At 51.4% G+C, this 16,213-nt stretch carries 17 protein-coding genes; 1 reads left to right on the top strand and 16 read right to left on the bottom strand.

What is annotated here, in order from left to right; all coding sequences use genetic code 11:
• Nucleotides 1-7 precede the first annotated feature (7 nt).
• From PGL02S_RS19390 to spoVAC, 15 genes are all read right to left on the bottom strand, one after another.
• Nucleotides 8-778, bottom strand: coding sequence for a class I SAM-dependent DNA methyltransferase (locus PGL02S_RS19390; RefSeq protein ID WP_006208983.1), 771 nt, complete (start codon nucleotides 776-778; stop codon nucleotides 8-10).
• A 43-nt stretch (nucleotides 779-821) separates the two neighbouring features.
• Nucleotides 822-1,721, bottom strand: coding sequence for a CvfB family protein (locus tag PGL02S_RS19395; RefSeq protein ID WP_036644512.1), 900 nt, complete (start codon nucleotides 1,719-1,721; stop codon nucleotides 822-824).
• A complete protein-coding gene (rsfS, locus tag PGL02S_RS19400) occupies nucleotides 1,718-2,065 on the bottom strand; it encodes a ribosome silencing factor (RefSeq protein WP_036644514.1) in 348 nt (115 codons plus the stop codon). The genes PGL02S_RS19395 and rsfS overlap by 4 nt, the downstream gene beginning before the upstream one ends.
• Nucleotides 2,062-2,640 (bottom strand): bis(5'-nucleosyl)-tetraphosphatase (symmetrical) YqeK, encoded by a 579-nt coding sequence (gene yqeK, locus PGL02S_RS19405; RefSeq protein WP_006208980.1) that lies wholly within the window; start codon nucleotides 2,638-2,640, stop codon nucleotides 2,062-2,064. The genes rsfS and yqeK overlap by 4 nt, the downstream gene beginning before the upstream one ends.
• Complete coding sequence (gene nadD / locus PGL02S_RS19410) at nucleotides 2,624-3,214, bottom strand: nicotinate-nucleotide adenylyltransferase (RefSeq protein ID WP_036644516.1); 591 nt, start codon at nucleotides 3,212-3,214, stop codon at nucleotides 2,624-2,626. Before nadD ends, yqeK begins: the two co-directional genes overlap by 17 nt.
• 60 nt (nucleotides 3,215-3,274) lie before the next feature.
• Entirely contained in the window at nucleotides 3,275-3,565 is a 291-nt protein-coding gene (gene yhbY, locus PGL02S_RS19415) for a ribosome assembly RNA-binding protein YhbY (RefSeq protein ID WP_006208978.1), read from the bottom strand.
• A gap of 107 nt (nucleotides 3,566-3,672) precedes the next feature.
• Nucleotides 3,673-4,533 carry a shikimate dehydrogenase gene (locus PGL02S_RS19420; protein ID WP_006208977.1) on the bottom strand — a complete coding sequence of 287 codons (861 nt, stop codon included), beginning with the start codon at nucleotides 4,531-4,533 and terminating at the stop codon, nucleotides 3,673-3,675.
• Nucleotides 4,534-4,586: 53 nt separating this feature from the next.
• Nucleotides 4,587-5,711 (bottom strand): ribosome biogenesis GTPase YqeH, encoded by a 1,125-nt coding sequence (gene yqeH / locus PGL02S_RS19425; protein ID WP_036644517.1) that lies wholly within the window; start codon nucleotides 5,709-5,711, stop codon nucleotides 4,587-4,589.
• Entirely contained in the window at nucleotides 5,708-6,238 is a 531-nt protein-coding gene (locus tag PGL02S_RS19430) for a YqeG family HAD IIIA-type phosphatase (protein WP_006208975.1), read from the bottom strand. Before PGL02S_RS19430 ends, yqeH begins: the two co-directional genes overlap by 4 nt.
• A 240-nt stretch (nucleotides 6,239-6,478) precedes the next feature.
• On the bottom strand, nucleotides 6,479-8,716 hold the full coding sequence (locus tag PGL02S_RS19435; protein WP_036644520.1) for a DUF4129 domain-containing transglutaminase family protein: 2,238 nt from the start codon (nucleotides 8,714-8,716) through the stop codon (nucleotides 6,479-6,481).
• The gene (locus PGL02S_RS19440) at nucleotides 8,716-9,963 is read right to left on the bottom strand and encodes a DUF58 domain-containing protein (RefSeq protein ID WP_036644523.1); all 1,248 of its coding nucleotides are present in this window, start codon (nucleotides 9,961-9,963) and stop codon (nucleotides 8,716-8,718) included. The genes PGL02S_RS19435 and PGL02S_RS19440 overlap by 1 nt, the downstream gene beginning before the upstream one ends.
• A gap of 2 nt (nucleotides 9,964-9,965) precedes the next feature.
• Nucleotides 9,966-10,922, bottom strand: coding sequence for an AAA family ATPase (locus PGL02S_RS19445; RefSeq protein WP_006208973.1), 957 nt, complete (start codon nucleotides 10,920-10,922; stop codon nucleotides 9,966-9,968).
• 174 nt (nucleotides 10,923-11,096) lie between these two features.
• A complete protein-coding gene (spoVAE, locus tag PGL02S_RS19450) occupies nucleotides 11,097-11,447 on the bottom strand; it encodes a stage V sporulation protein AE (RefSeq protein ID WP_006208972.1) in 351 nt (116 codons plus the stop codon).
• A gap of 4 nt (nucleotides 11,448-11,451) precedes the next feature.
• Complete coding sequence (spoVAD, locus tag PGL02S_RS19455) at nucleotides 11,452-12,465, bottom strand: stage V sporulation protein AD (protein ID WP_006208971.1); 1,014 nt, start codon at nucleotides 12,463-12,465, stop codon at nucleotides 11,452-11,454.
• A 6-nt stretch (nucleotides 12,466-12,471) separates the two neighbouring features.
• Nucleotides 12,472-12,960, bottom strand: coding sequence for a stage V sporulation protein AC (gene spoVAC / locus PGL02S_RS19460; protein WP_006208970.1), 489 nt, complete (start codon nucleotides 12,958-12,960; stop codon nucleotides 12,472-12,474).
• A gap of 552 nt (nucleotides 12,961-13,512) precedes the next feature.
• Between spoVAC and PGL02S_RS19465 the strand changes: the two genes are divergently transcribed.
• Nucleotides 13,513-14,586, top strand: coding sequence for a M42 family metallopeptidase (locus tag PGL02S_RS19465; RefSeq protein ID WP_036644528.1), 1,074 nt, complete (start codon nucleotides 13,513-13,515; stop codon nucleotides 14,584-14,586).
• A 124-nt stretch (nucleotides 14,587-14,710) separates the two neighbouring features.
• Here the strand turns inward: PGL02S_RS19465 and PGL02S_RS19470 are convergent, their stop codons facing one another.
• Nucleotides 14,711-16,114 (bottom strand): MFS transporter, encoded by a 1,404-nt coding sequence (locus PGL02S_RS19470; RefSeq protein WP_036644530.1) that lies wholly within the window; start codon nucleotides 16,112-16,114, stop codon nucleotides 14,711-14,713.
• Between the last annotated feature and the right edge of the window lie 99 nt (nucleotides 16,115-16,213).

The raw sequence follows: 16,213 nt of genomic DNA on the forward strand, positions 1-16,213 counted from the left end.
GTATTCATTATTTTACGGCAACGTAGAACAGCCGGGATGCATCCTGCCCTGCTTCAATCCACTCAAAATCGGCATAACATTTCACATCCCGAAATCCGGCCTTCACCAGTTCAACTCTCATCCATTCCGGGTCGTATCCGCGCTGGACATGAGTCTCCTCAAAGCGGCGGTAAACCGAAGGATCCTGATCGTCCCTGGCAAAAATGGAAAGATGATGTTCAATCTCACAACGACGTTCATCCAGGTCGCATGTCCAGATATAGGACACTTCCCGTTCATCCAGAACGAATGGCTGCTCTTCGTCATAACGAATCAGCGTATTGGGGTGATGCACATCAAACAGGAACGTGCCGCCTTCCTTAAGACCGCTGTAAGTCCGTGCAAAAGCGGAGCGTATGTCCTTCTCCTCCAGCAGGTAGTTCACACAATCACAAAATGAAATGACAGAATCCACCTGCTCTGGCAGTTCCCAGGAGCGCATATCCTGCTGTACCCAGCGGACGCTGCCCTCCCGAAATAAACGGTGCCCCTGCGGTGTTCCCTCGAGCTTGCGTCTGGCAACGGACAGCATGTCCGCTGACAGATCAATACCTGTTACCTCAAATCCGGAGTTAACCAGCGGGATGGTGATACTGCCAGTTCCGCACCCGAGCTCCGCAACGCTTTTTGGCATTCCGTGTTTATCCCAGGCTGTTCTCGCAAAGCGGATCCAATCCGGATAAGGCATGTCTTCCATGAGTTGATCATATACGTAAGCAAACTTGCGGTAAGACAACATGATGACACCACTTTCCTAGAAGCTTCCCCTATGATCCGGGTTGTTACTTAGAATCGGTATTCTCTTCTTTATTGACCATATACGTCCAGCTGTCCTTCTGGGTAACGAGCCCGTCCTTCATCAGTTTGCCAAGCGCACGTTTGAAAGCGGATTTGCTTATGCCAAATCGCTGCTTGATGATATCGGGCGGTGTATCATCCGAATACGGCATCGCATGGCCCGGGCGCTCCTTCAGAAAAGCAAGGAGCCGGTCGGCATCATCTGTCCGGCCGATCTCTTTTTGCGGAACCATGGACAGGTTGACCCTTCCATCTTCCCGAATATGACTTACCCGGACTTTGACCTCTTCGCCAAGGCGCAGCATGCGTGTCCGTTCGGAGGAATGGATCATGCCGATTGCACCAAAGCCGACCACGCCTCCGTCAATGATGACAAATGTGCCCATCTGGAGCGGTTTATAGACGAGGGCTGTGAACCATTCGCCCTTCCATGAATCAGGCGCATGGAACGAAAGCGGAGCCAGCTCCTGCTCGCCGGCAAGCTTCGCCCGAAGACGCCCTTGCTTGTCATGCTCCATAATGACAAACACATAGTCTCCCACGACCGGATGCAGTTCCCGCATCTCAGGCAACTCCCGGATTGGAAGCAGCAATTGTCTGCCAAGCCCCATCTCAAGAAAACACCCGAGACGGGGATGAACATCCGCCACCTGCAGCTTCGCGGTTTCACCCAGTGTCAGATAAGGTTTCTTCATCGTTGCAGCCAAGCGATCTTCCGTATCAAAGAAAATAAATACCTCTACCGTGTCCCCCGGTTCAATCTTGCCCGTGAGCTCCGAATAGTGAAGAAGCACATCCCGATCGCCGCCATCCAGAAAATAACCGTAAGGAGAAACTTCTCTGGATACAACCAGCTCCGTCAATGTGCCGGCAATTAAACTCATACGTTCTCCACCACTTTAGCATCCGACCACAGACGCTCGATATTGTAATACTCGCGCTCATCGCGGTGGAAAATATGCACGATAACATCTCCAAGATCCATCAATACCCAGCGGGCTGCGTCCATTCCTTCCAGTCCGCGAAGAGCTACGCCTTCACCATGGGCCCGTTTGCGGATTTCGGTTGCTATCGCTTGCACCTGGGTATCCGAGTTACCATGACAGATGACAAAATAGTCTGCGATTAGCGAAATCCCTCTGAGATCCAGAACAACGAGATCCATTGCCTTTTTATCTTCTGCGGCGGCAACTGCCACATTTAACAACTCATTCGGTTTCAACGTCATGAATTCGCCTCCAATTGCTTAATTAGATCGTTGCGGGCTAATACCGTCAACGGATAAATAATTTGTCTGCGTGATAGCAGGTGTCCGATCGTGGAATCAAAACCGGCGGCAAGCGCCTCTTCAAGGCTATGGTTGGCCAGTTCGCGAATATTATTCACCCCGGGAAAATCCCGTCCCGGTTCCATGTAATCCGCAAGGCAGACCACCTTGTCCAGCAGCGTCATTCCTATGCGTCCTGACGTATGGTAACGAATTGCGTCAAGCACCTGGGCATCCGTCACCCCATACTCCTGCTGCGCTACAAAAGCCCCGACCTCAGCGTGCCAGAGCTGCTTGTCGTAATGGAGCAGCTCTTCGGAGAGTTTATGATCCACCATCATCTGGTGAAGCCTCTGCACAGGCCAATATTTTGCAACATCATGCAGGATGGCTGCCAGCTCCGCCTTAACCGGGTCGGCTCCAAACCGGCCGGCCAGGATGACGGCGGTTTCCATTACGCCCTGCGTGTGCTCCCAGCGTTTGGCCGGCATCTGGGAGGATACAGCGTCAATCAGTTTCTCACGGCTGTACAGCATATATACCGCTCCTAACAATATAATCATAAACACGGTCCGGTACCATATAACGGATGGACATGCCCGATGCCGCTCTATCCCGAATCAGGGTGGAGGATATTTCGATCAGCGGCATCTCCGCCGTGACCACCACCTGACGCAGAAATTCCGGCAGCTCATCCACGGACAGCTTGGTCCCGGGACGGTTGAGCCCGATAAAGGTGAGCATTTCCGCCAGTTCCTCAATGCGGTTCCACTTGGGAAGGTATGCCACCATATCCGCTCCGATAATGAACGAAAATTCATGCTCGGGATACGTATCCCGCAGCTCTCTGACGGTGTCGACGGTGTAGGAAACTCCGCCGCGTTGCACTTCCCAGTCCAATGTACGAAAGGACGGATGGTCGGCTACAGCCTCGGCCGTCATTTCCAGCCGCATGAGTCCGGTTACGCCGGCATCTTCCTTGTGCGGGGGGATATGACTCGGCATGAACCATACCTCATCCAGGTCATAAGTATCCCGTGCAGCTTCGGCTGCCAGCATATGCCCGATATGAATGGGATCAAAGGTTCCACCCATTATCCCTACCTTCATCCGGATCGCCTCCCCTTATAGAGAGTTATTCTACTGCCTTACAAGGAGCAACGTGCTCCCTTATGGCAGTTCGATGGTCTTGTAATCTTTGGATTCTTTATAGAGCACGATCGTTTTGCCGATGACCTGCACCAATTCCGCTTTGGCTCCCTCGGCAAGTTCCTGCGCGATTTCCCGAGGATCTTCAAGGCAGTTGTTCAATACGGATACTTTCAGCAGCTCACGCTTCTCAATCGCCTCGGAAATATGACGGATCAGATGCTCGTTGCTTCCTCCCTTGCCTACCTGGAACAGCGGATCCAGATGGTGCGCAAGGGAACGTAAATGTCGTTTTTGCTTTCCTGTTAACATGCTTGGTCATTACTCCTTAAATATTCAATTATTAAATCCAACGGATTGGTCGAAAGCTATATTGTAGCTTTTGCTTCACCATTAATCAATAAACAAGATGCACCGGTTCAGGCTTGAAAGCTGCTCAGAACCGCTTCCTTCATGGCCTGCACAGGTGCCGTCAATCCCGTCCAATACTCCAGTGCATACGCGCCCTGGTTGATAAACATCCCAAGTCCGCCATGCACGGTGCATTGCCGCAACTCACCTTGCCGGAGAAGCTCCGTCTTCAGCGGGTTATAGATCAGATCGCTGACCACGATCCCTTCCGGGATGTGCCCTTGAGGGATAGGAATCTCCGAAATCCGGGGAAACATGCCTACAGAGGTTGTGTTGATAATGACATCCGCTGTAAGCAATGCCTCTTCGGCATAATCTTCACCGTATCCCCTCAAGTCGGCAAGCGAGCTCCATTCCTCAGCCAGCGCCAGCGCTTTGGCGGCTGTCCGGTTCACGATCGATATCGTCTCGGGCTTTTCGCCGATAAGGGCATAAATAATACCCCGGGCAGCGCCTCCGGCTCCAAGGACAACAATGCGCTTCCCTTTGAGGTCGGGACACGCTTCATCCTTCAATGAACGAACATATCCGATGCCATCCGTATTGTAACCCTTTAGGGTGCCGTTGTCATTGACGATGGTATTGACGGCGCCGATCTGCCGCGCCCCTTCATCAACGACATCCAGATACTTCATAACCTCCACCTTGTGGGGGATCGTAACGTTTACCCCCCGAAACCCCAACGCTTTCACAGCCTGGATCGCTTCCCCTAATCCTTCCGGACGTACATGAAGCGGCACATAGGCGCCCGATAACCCCAGTGCGGTTATGGCCGCATTATGCATGGCCGGCGATTTCGAGTGGCCGATGGGATCCCCCATAACGCCAAGGAGCAGGTAATCACGCTCGATCCATGAATTCTCTTTCATTTCTCCTCCGCCTCTCCCGCCATAAGCCAATGGTGCACCTATGGATGAGTCACTTATATCAAGGATGGACGCGACAGAACTTTGATTCCTTTCGGTGCATGAACCGCTACAAGCGCACCCTGCTCACCGTTGATCTTGATCCAGCCGAGGCCGGATATAAACACGTCTTGGCGCGTTCCCTTCGGTATACGGATTTCATGTCTTGTCCATTCCGGTAATTCCTCAAGCCGTTCCTTAGTCGGGGGCGAGAGGAGCTCTCCGGCATGCTCCTCAAACAACGAATCCGCCCGTTCCAGCTTGGTCCGATGAATGCCTAATCGGCCGCTGATGAAGCAAGTGAAGGATTGATGCTCCCCTTGCAAAAAGTCAAAGCGGCCAAAACCTCCGAAGAACAGGGTCTGACCCTCGTTCAGCTGGTATACCATCGGTTTCAACGGATTCTCCGGCATCACTGTCCCCAAATCCTCACGGCTGACTACCTCGCTATAGCGCCAAGGGTATACGATGCCCGGCGTATCAATAATATATCGGCCATCATCCAGCGGGATATTGACCATATCCAATGTCGTTCCCGGATAACGGGAAACGGTCAACTCCTGATCCAGATCACTGTAGTCGCGGATCAAACGGTTGATCAAGCTGGATTTGCCTACGTTCGTGGCTCCAACTACATATACGTCACGGTCGCCTCTATGCTGCCCGACCATCTCCAGCAGCCGCTCGAAGCCTTGATTCTTCTTCGCGCTGCAGAGCACAATATCTTCCGTTCTCAGGCCATGCTCCTTGCACTGCTTCTGCACCCAATTCAGAACCTTGTTCCAATTGGTAACTTTCGGCAGAAGGTCTGTTTTATTAACAGCCAAAACGACAGGGTTATTGCCGACAAAACGCTGCAGTCCTGAAATGAGACTTCCTTCAAAGTCAAAGAGGTCCACAATATGAATAACAAGCGCATTCTTGCCGCCAATTTGTCCGAGCAGCCGTAAAAATTCGTCCTGATCTACGGTTACCGAGGATGCTTCATTATAATTCTTGATCCGGAAACAGCGCTGGCAAATGACCGGGTCACGGTCCCAGGCCTTCTCCGGCAAATAGCCGGGCTTGTCCTGTGCTGCACTCTGAAGCGGTATGCCGCAGCCGCTGCACTTCTTGATGTCTCCGCCTGTAGGCAACGTCATGATTTCGGTTCCTCCTCCATCCATAATCCTTTTTTGCGTAAACGGGTCAATGCGATGCGTTCCACCCGGCGATTAACCAGACGGGTAAACCATCCCTCATCGCTGATTGCGATAGGCATAACCAGAACCGTATACAAACCGAGGCGATTCCCGCCATATACATCAGTCAGCATCTGGTCACCGACAACCACCGTTTTATCCGGAGTGAGCTCCATCATTTTCATGGCTTTGCGAAACGGAGTATTGCTGGGCTTACGGGCTTCGTGCACATATTGGATATCCAGCGGCGTCGCAAATTTGGACACGCGTTCGAGCTGGTTGTTCGAAACAATGATGAGCTGAAAGCCAAGCTCCTTCACTCTTTTGAACCAAACGACCAGTTCCGGTGTCGCCAGCGGAGCCTTTGCACCAACGAGGGTGTTATCCAGATCCGTAATGATTCCACGATACCCCTGCTCATATAATTCTTCTAGGTTAATATCAAAAACCGTATTGACACGGAGCTTTGGGATTAACATTTCAAACAAGTTCGTCACCTCAATTTCATACGAAAAACTATACCATATTCCGGTTCCTTAGTAAAAATAATCACGAGCCTTTTTCATCCTTCCATACCGCGTAATCATCATGACCAGCAAAAGACCACCCGGCAGCTCAGGAAGAGAGCCGGGCGGTCTTGAAATTACTGGATATCAGAGCACGTATCCATATCGAGGTATCCTGATATCGCAAGAACAACCACCACTATGCGGTCTGTCTTCCTGGAATTACGGCGACAGCCGTTTTTCATGCACAATTCGAATCTTTTTTATAGACTTCTTCAGTTTCTCGGCATCATTTTGAACGGAACGCCACTGCTCCTCCTGCACTTCAGCAGGACTGTAACGTGCAGCCTCGAATTGCTGCAGCAGCGGTCTCATTTCGGATTCCAGCGCAGGATGTGCTTGCAACCAGCGCTTCACCGACTCACGAAGCGTTTCATGTTCCTGGCGTACCAATCCCTTGCGGTGCACGGAACGAATCCAGCGTTCGGTTTCGGCAATGACTTTATCCGCTGCCGTCAGCGGCTTGCCTGCACGAATGCGCGCTCCTGCAAAACGCAGGCTGATACGCATTCTCCACAAAATATACAGAATCCACAATACGATTACAACCGCGGCAGCCGTTACAATCATTTTGACCCACCCGGATTGTTGATCATTAGAGGCGGAAGCAGGAGCGGTTTCATCCTCTGCACTCTCTTCTTCTTCAACGTCTTCCTCAATGACCGGCTCGGCATCTGTGTCGGCTGTCAGGATGGGCATGCTAAATCCCGGCGTTGCCTCAATCGGAACCCATCCGTACTCACCGAAATATACCTCCACCCAAGAATGGGCGTCTGCATTCGTTACGGTATAGTTCCCTGGCTCAATCGGGGTTTGACCATCCATCGGCATGTATTCCGAAGCCGTCAGGCTGCCGGGAGCATAACCCTTTACCCAGCGTGCTGGGATATCAAGGGACCTTGTCATCATGACAAGTGAGGTAGAAAAGTAATCACAATATCCTTCCTTGACCTCAAACAGAAAACCATCCACGAAATCATCGCTCTTCTTGCGGGTAAGGTCAGGGGTGTTCGTATAGGTATAGTTGCTTGTTAGATATTGTTGCAAAAGCATAACCTTCTCATACGGAGTATCTCCTTCAGCCGTAATTTCTTCAGCCAGCGTTGTGACGCGTTCCGGGAAATTTCTCGGCTTCTGGATATAGGCATCGTCCATAGAGCCGGAATACAACTGATCGTATGTTCTTGTGCTCAGCTCATCAATAGGAATAACCGGCACTTCAGAGGTTAAGGTATAACTCTTCGGATAATCTGCATCCCGGACATCATCCAGATGCATTTCCGCGCCTTCCATCTGCCAGCGGAGCCGCCCCGGATCAATATCTTCATCCAGACCCTCCAGCTGCTTAAGAGAGTATGCACCGAACAATACGGGGTACACCGTATCACTCAGCATCGTCACTGATTGCTCCAGTTTCTTGGTGGATAGTGATCCGTTCGATTCACCCGGCAGCTCCTCGCCGATCTCTACGCCTGTACCGGAACGCCGGCTGCTGGCTCCGTCTGCCCAACCTGTGCCGGAATACACCGCTCTGGTCTCGCCGCGCCAGTAGCTGCGTTCATCCGAGGTGATTGACATCACCGGTGAGTAGTCGAAGTTAAAGCCGCCGCCAAGATCATTGTCCTCTCTTCCGTAACCGGACATGCTCTCTGATGAAGACTCGATGAGAGTTCCGGTTCCGGTTGTACTGCCCGTGGACAGCGGCACCCCGCTCCATTCCCTCCATGCCGTATAAGGATCTGTTAATGTCGGCTGCACATGAGGCATATTCACGCCAGCTACAATAATCAAAGAGAATATAACCAAAATGTTAGCAATAATCTTAAACGGGTATTTTGATAAGTTGATCCAGCCCTGAGGAAACCGTCTGCGGAACCGGTTGAAATGGCTGGAAACAAGCCAGCCCATTCCGGCTCCGACCACCCAAGCGATCTCATCCCACAGCACAATTTTTGTAAAGGAATCCAGCACGGCAAAGCTGATGACATTCAGCCCGACTATAAAAAGGACGCGTCCTTTGGTTTTGGCCCAGTGTGCAATGAACAGGAAAATCGCCCAGGCAGCGACAGCGAACCATAAATAGGGAAAGAGATACATGATTTCTTCAGCCAAAACACTTTCACTTGTCATGACAGGAACCGGATTGCCGTAAGACTTCAGCAAACTGTACACGCAATAGAGAATCAAAACAAACTGTATCAGCAGTCTGTAGCCCTGTTTAATGGGAAGCAGGGCTTCAATGACAGCCGTGATGGTTAACGCCGCTATGACAATGGCCGTCGTTTCCGAGAGCCAGATCGTTTCGGTGAAGGATACCCACTGCATGCCCATGATCCAGACCCAGAGCATCGCCAATGTACTGAAAAAGGTCGTGGACAGTTTATCCAGCCATAGTCTCATCAAACACCACCTCCAAGCGCTGCCGGAAGCTCATCCAGCGAGGAAACCGAATAACTCGATATGCCCCGGGATTGAAGGAGCGATATGGATTCATCCTGCCGCTTCTTTTCGTTCGGGTTATGAATTTGCAGAAAACAAGGGTTCATCCCCCTGGTTTCAACCCAGCGCATAATCTCGGATGCTTCCTTTCCACTCATCGGACTGATCAACAGGAACAAGGCGCCTTTGGGAAAATGACGATAGGACTTCTCCAGGGAAGCGATCAATTTGCCCTTTCGGTTATAATCCACATCAACCAAATGCTGAATCATCCGCATCCGTTCGCCCGCATGGTCGGCGGGAGCGAACATTTTGGCTTCCTGCGTGGTTGTGAACAGACCTGTACCCGCATGCTCCTTGGCACCATATTCAATCAACGACGCCGCTGCCGATACAGCGAGCTCAAACTGCTGGGCGTTATCAAACCCTTCTGCGGTGCAATCCAGAACGATCATCGTCTTCGGAAAGGATTCATGCTCGAATTCCTTCGACTTCCAGGAGCCGGTCTTTGCCGTAGCGTTCCAGTGAATCCGGGAGATCCGGTCACCGTATACATAATCGCGGACTCCATTGATCTGCGTTGTTTCCCGTCTTGAAGCCGATATCGTTGTATGCGTGCCGCCTAACCTGGAATTCCGAATGTTTCGATGCCACTTGGGGATATAGATGGTTCTCGGCAATACGCGAAAATCAGTCTGAATTTCAATCCGTCCCTTGTGCTCCATTAAGCCGAAAATATCTTCGCTTATGCATTCCGTCTTGGAAAAAGCATACCGCCCCCGCTCAAGCGGCGGCGTCTGGAATACAAGCTTGCCTGTACCCCGAAGGTTCGGAATGATGCTGTCCTCGAAAGACCAGGAGTCGCCGTTATGCCTCTGCAGCACTTCACGTACAATCATGTATGGCATAGGCAGCAAGCCTGGAACATGAACCTCCAGCTTCACGCGAACCTGTTCACCGGCATGAAGCTGCTCTCCAGCACGCTCAGACCCGCCCAATACGCTGCGCTGCGCTTTGACTCGATTGACACCGCCAAAGCCAGCACCGATCAGATATATCGTCAGGAGGCTCACCATCGAGAACAGCATGAGCGAGGTTTTGCCTCCTTGAAACAAAACGTACAAAAGACACAGGCACCATACCGCCAACACCGCTGCCAGTTTGGACGGCTGCATGCCATTCAAAAATAACGAAACCGCACGGCGCATGCCTATTTCCCCATTTGTACAGGCACTTTGACCTGACGCAGTATAAACTCAAGCACCGATTCCGGACTCGCATTGTCGAGTCTGGCTTCCGGACGCAGCATGATCCGGTGCGAAAGTACGTACGGAGCAAGCGTCTTCACATCATCAGGTAAAACATAATCCCGCTCGTTCAAGAAGGCGTAGGCTTTGACCGCGTTCATGAATGACAGGGTTGCCCGGGGGCTTGCGCCCAGCATAACGGAAGGATGTTCACGCGTCGAGCGGGTGATATTCAGCAGGTAGTCGGCAACAGGCTCGCCGATGAAGACGTCCCGAATTTCACGCTGAATGGCGGAGATTGTATCCATATGTGTTACCGGCTGCAGCTTGTCCGCCAGCTGTCCGTCACGTGAACGGTACATCAGCTGCTTCTCCGTTGCGGCATCAGGGTAACCCAGGCTGAGTTTTAACATAAACCGGTCCAGCTGGGCCTCCGGGAGCATGTACGTACCTTCAAAATCGATCGGGTTCTGGGTAGCGCACAGCATGAAGGGATGGGGAAGTTCGTGGGTCGCCCCGTCCACCGTTACACTGCGCTCCTCCATCACTTCAAGCAGAGCCGATTGCGTCTTGGTGGTAGCTCGATTTATTTCATCCGCCAACAGAATATTGGTCATGACCGGGCCTGGACGGAAGTAGAACATTTCGTCACGAGGGTGGAATACCGAAACCCCTGTTATATCACTCGGGAGAATGTCCGGATTGCACTGAATGCGGCGGTAGTCTCCCTGCATGGATTTAGCTAATGCTTTGATCAATTGGGTCTTTCCTGTGCCGGGCACATCTTCGATCAGAACATGTCCGCCGGCGAGCAGCGCCGTAAGGAGCAATTGGATCTCAAATTCTTTGCCTAGCAGGCACGACTCCAGATTGGTTCGTACCGAGGTAATGATTTTCATGGATTCTTGGCTTACGGGCATGTATGACTAACCTCCTGTAAGGGAATAAATACTTAATTTAGTACTATTGTACATGATCGAAGTCCCGGAGTACATTCGAAGAGATATTTTGGTTATTAACCTGTTTACAGGTCCGCATAAACAGGCAAAAGACCCTGGTACAGTACCAGGGTCTTGCAAACCGCATCATATGGCTTATCCCTTCGGACGGACGAACAAAGCTGCAAGAAAAGAGAAAATGATCGCTGAGGATATCCCTGCACTCGTTACTTCGAATATCCCCGTCACGACCCCGATCCAGCCGTCCCTCCCCAGCTCCGTTAAGGCGCCGTGAACAAGGGAATTGCCAAAGCTGGTGATAGGCACCGAGGCTCCGGCTCCGGCAAATTTGACAAGCGGTTCATATAACCCGAAACCGTCAGCAACGGCTCCGGCCACCACTAAAGTACTCATCGTATGTGCCGGTGTCAGCTTGATAACATCCATCATAATTTGCCCAATAACGCAAATCAGACCGCCTATAATAAAAGCCCACAGAAACTGCATAACATTATCCTCCCATCTCTAAGGCTACGGCATGAGCAATACACGGAATGCTCTCGCCCTGCTGGTACGAAAGCGGCGACAGCAGAGCCCCGGTAGCCACAATCAGCACCTTTTTTAATTCGCCTTTGCGCATCCGTTTCAAGATATGGCCGTATGTGACTACAGCCGAGCAGCCACACCCGCTGCCTCCGGCATTCACATATTTCTGTTTCTCCAAGTCGTAGATCATCAACCCGCAATCGGCAAACACCGTACCGTCCATGATGACATCATTCTTCTTCAGAAGATCCTTGGCGATGGGAAGCCCCACCGAGGCCAGGTCACCGGTGACAATCAAGTCATAATCCTTCGCCTGCCGGCCTGTATCCTTAAAGTGCTTGGTAATCGTATCTGCTGCCGCAGGAGCCATTGCCGCCCCCATGTTGAACGGATCCTTAATACCCAGGTCCACAACCTTGCCGATGGTGGCATAGGTGACCGCAGGGCCATCCCCCTTGTCCGAAACAACGGAGCAGCCTGCTCCCGTAATCGTATACTGCGCATAGGGCGGCTTCTGTGATCCGTACTCCGTCGGATAGCGGAACTGCTTCTCCACCGTGCAGTTATGGCTTGCCGTTCCGGCCATCACATACTTGGCTCCTCCCGAATCCACCAGCATCGAGGCGACGGCCAGACTTTCCATGGAGGTGGAGCAAGCACCAAATACGCCGATATAAGGCACACCCATCTGTCTGGCGGCAAAAGAACTGCTGATGATCTGGTTCATCAGATCCCCGCCGACAAAAAACTGCAGCTGGTCCTCTTTGATGCCCGCCTTCTCCACTGCTTTTCTGGAAGCATCCTCAAGCAGCTTCCGCTCGGCCTTTTCCCATGTTTTTTCATTAATTTCGATATTGTCATACACAAAATCAAAATCATTCGCCAGCGGTCCCTCGCCTTCTTCCGGTCCTACAATGGTTCCCGTGCTGATAATGACGGGTTTATTCTCGAACTGCCAGGTTTGGCCAATCACCTTCATTGAACGTTACCTCCCTTCGATGCCAAAAATGGCATAGATGACACCGATAATAAACGCAGCAACGGTACCAAACACAATGACAGAGCCTGCAAGTTTAAACATGCTGGCCCCCACGCCTAGAACCAGGCCCTCTGCCCGATGCTCCAGCGCTGCGGAGCACATGGAGTTGGCAAACCCCGTAACCGGCACGGCACTGCCTGCCCCGGCCCACTGCGCGATTTTGTCATACACGCCGAAGCTGGTCAGGATGACCGACAGTATAATCAGCACGGCAACCGTCGGATTGCTTGCTTCGGTTGAAGTCATATCGAATACGGACATAAAAAACCGCTGGATACACTGGCCGATCAAACAGATCAAACCTCCGACCAAAAAAGCGCGCAAACAATTTTTAAGGATGGCGCGGGGAGGTTCGTGCTTTTTGGCAATGGCCTGATATTCCGCCGAGCTCATTGTGGTGATATCGGACTTGGACTTTTGATTAGAGCCGGACATTCAAAACACCTCCGCTTGAATTAAGTATGGAATTTCATGAAGCGCCGAAGAGACACTATGGATATCACTCGATATCATTATGCTTTGAATGAACTTCCTTTATGTTTGGAAAATCATCCTTCTCATGATGAGGCACAGCTTGTCCCCCAGCATATGGAGAATCCGCACGAAAATCAGCCTTCAGGAATACGACCTGAAAGCTGAAAGAAGTCTCGCTGCCATTATGCTTAAGGCTGTCATTATATAAGAATGAACTTCAGCAAAATGACGAGTAGGATGAACAGGACCATAATGAGCAGAAGTTCTCTGACTTCGGCATGATGGTCGTACCAAACAACCCCATGGTGGTTCATATTCTGCCCCTTCCCCGACTGACAAAATTTCACTTGTTTTCCTATCATCCTATTCCTATCCCACATACAGGGTGCTTGTCATTTACTTTTTATTTGGAGTATCTTGAACGGCGCCGGTTTTGTAGACTTTTCAGATATATAGGGGCATACTAGAAAAGTAAAACTCATACATACCTTTTCAAAAGGAGCGATATTCGTTATGAATGAATCAACATTGGAATTATTTCGAACACTAACGGAGTTTCCGGCTGCGCCGGGCTTTGAAAGAGAACTTCGTTCATGGGTGAAGGATGCCCTCTCTCCATATACAGATGAGTTCGTGCAGGATCGCCTGGGCAGTCTGTTTGCTGTTCTCCGCGGAAACGATGAAGGGCCAAAAGTCATGGTAGCCGGTCACATGGACGAAGTTGGATTCATGGTCACGGGCATCACCGAAGCGGGTATGGTCCGTTTTCAGCCGCTAGGCGGCTGGTGGAGCCAAGCGGTCCTTGCGCAGCGCCTGCAAATTATTACAGATAAGGGCCCGGTCGTCGGCGTTGTCGGCTCCATTCCTACTCATCTGCTGGATGAAGCACAGCGCAGCAAACCTGTCGACATCAAAACGATGTATATTGATATCGGTGCGGACAACAAAGCGGAGGCCGAATCATTTGGCATCCGTCCCGGTCTGCAAGTGGTTCCGATCTGTGAATTCACCCCGCTGGCCAATCCCAAAAAAATCATGGCCAAAGCATGGGATAACCGCTATGGTGTAGGCCTGGCCATCGAGCTTGTGAAAGCTCTTCACGGCGAGAAGCTTCCAAATACGGTATATGCCGGTGCGACGGTTCAGGAAGAGCTGGGGCTGCGCGGGGCGCGCACTTCGGCAAACCTGATTCAGCCGGATATTTTCTTCGGACTGGATGCCAGTACTGCAAACGACATGATGGGTGACAAGAGCCAGTTCGGTCAATTGGGACAAGGCGCGCTGCTCCGCATCTTCGATCCAACGATGCTGACTCACCGCGGAATGGTGGAATACGTTCAAGATACCGCGGAGACCAACAAAATCAAATACCAGTATTTTGTCTCTCCGGGCGGTACCGACGCTGGCCAAGTACATCTTAGCGGCATCGGTGTTCCATCCACCATCATCGGCATTTGTTCCCGCTACATCCACACTTCTTCATCCATCATCCATACCGATGATTATGAAGCAGCTAAAGAACTTCTGATCAAGCTTGTTAAAGGTCTTGATCGCTCGACGCTCCAGACGATTCTGGACCGCGCATAAGCGATATCAGTTCAAGGAAGCCCCTGCTGGCTTTCAAAATATATATTTCTGATTATGTTAAATAAGGGTATCCTGCATCGTCTTGATCAGACTGCGGGATACCCTTTTTTTCCTCATGTTCACACTAGGAAGACAGCGTCTCTTTATGCCTTGCCAAACGAAAGGAGATAATCATCGTTAAATAGACGAAAACCACCAGCACCGTGTTCAGCACAAAAATCATGCGAAATCCGGTCAATCCTCCTGCCGCCTGGCCTGGAAGCGCCAGCATGGCACCGCCAGCCGCCGTCCCGAACATCATGCCCAGATTCCGCGACAGCGCCAGAATACTGCTGATCAAGCCGAGATCGCTCTTGGATGTTCGGCTCATCACCAGAGAATTGTTTGGAGGCGTAATCAGCCCCATGGAACCGCCGAGCAGTACAATCAGGAGAATCAAAAAGAATATAGGGTAGGCAGGCGATACAAAGCCCAGTACGAGTAATGCGGTCGTCATAACCAGCAGACCGGCCGACAGCAGCGGAAATGTCCCCAGCTTGTCCGACAGATTGCCGCTCAAGGGAGAGAATATGATCAGCGACAACGGATAACCCATCATGATCAGCCCTGCCGTCGCAGGCTCAATGCCAAGCTCACTCAGCAGGAATACTGGGAGTACAAGCTGGGCCGAGAAAGCCGCCATATAGGAAATGATGGTAATGATAATCCCCACGCTGATGCCCGCATCTCGGAACAGATCCAGCTTCATGAAGGGCAGCCGCCCTTTCCCTTGCCGTTCCCAGCGTGAGGACAGACACCACCCGATGAAGGAAGCAGAGCCCACCCCAAACAGAATGAACAGTACCGCAACCTGCCATGAGCTCCAGCCCCACTGAGCGCCCAAATTCACAGCCGTAACCAGACCAGTCAATGATATGGCAAAAAGGGCAGCCCCAGGCACATCCAAACGGCTTTCCGACCCTTCCGGTTTGTCCTTCGGTATGAACCGCTGAGCAAACATCCACGCAATCAGCGACAGCGCCGTCAGCAGCCAGAAATTGCTTCGCCAGCTGAACCATTGGATCAATATACCGCCAAGGCTCGGACCAATCATGGAGCCTGCTGCAACAAACGTGCTGATCAGCCCGAGCGCTTTGCCTCGCTGCTCCTTGGGAAACACAGAAATGATCAAAGCCATATTGGTGGCCTGGTACATGGCCGCCCCTATACCTTGAAGAATGCGGGAGGATATCAGTCCGTTTAATGAAGGCGACACGGCACAGCAGATAGCCCCGGCCATAAAAATAAAATAGCCGATATTATGAATTTTCCGTCTGCCCAGCATATCGCCGAGCTTGCCCATCACAGGCAGCAATATGGAAATCACAAGCAGGTAAGCCGTGACGATCCATTGGGCTGTTGGAATAGTTGAATCAAAGGTTCTTGCAATGTCTACAAGCGCAATGTTGAACATGCCGGCTGACAGATTGGACAGAAATGCTCCTAAACAAATGGTGTATTGAACGATCATCCTCGATCTGTTATTCACGCAGGCCTCACCAGCTTATTCATGAATTTGTGCATGCGAAGAGAGGACCCTCACAGAAAAAGCTCCCGCATGCGGAGAGCTTCATTCTGCCTGGATCAT

The sequence above is a fragment of the Paenibacillus glucanolyticus NBRC 15330 genome (assembly GCF_004000885.1).
GTDB lineage: Bacteria > Bacillota > Bacilli > Paenibacillales > Paenibacillaceae > Paenibacillus_AQ > Paenibacillus_AQ glucanolyticus.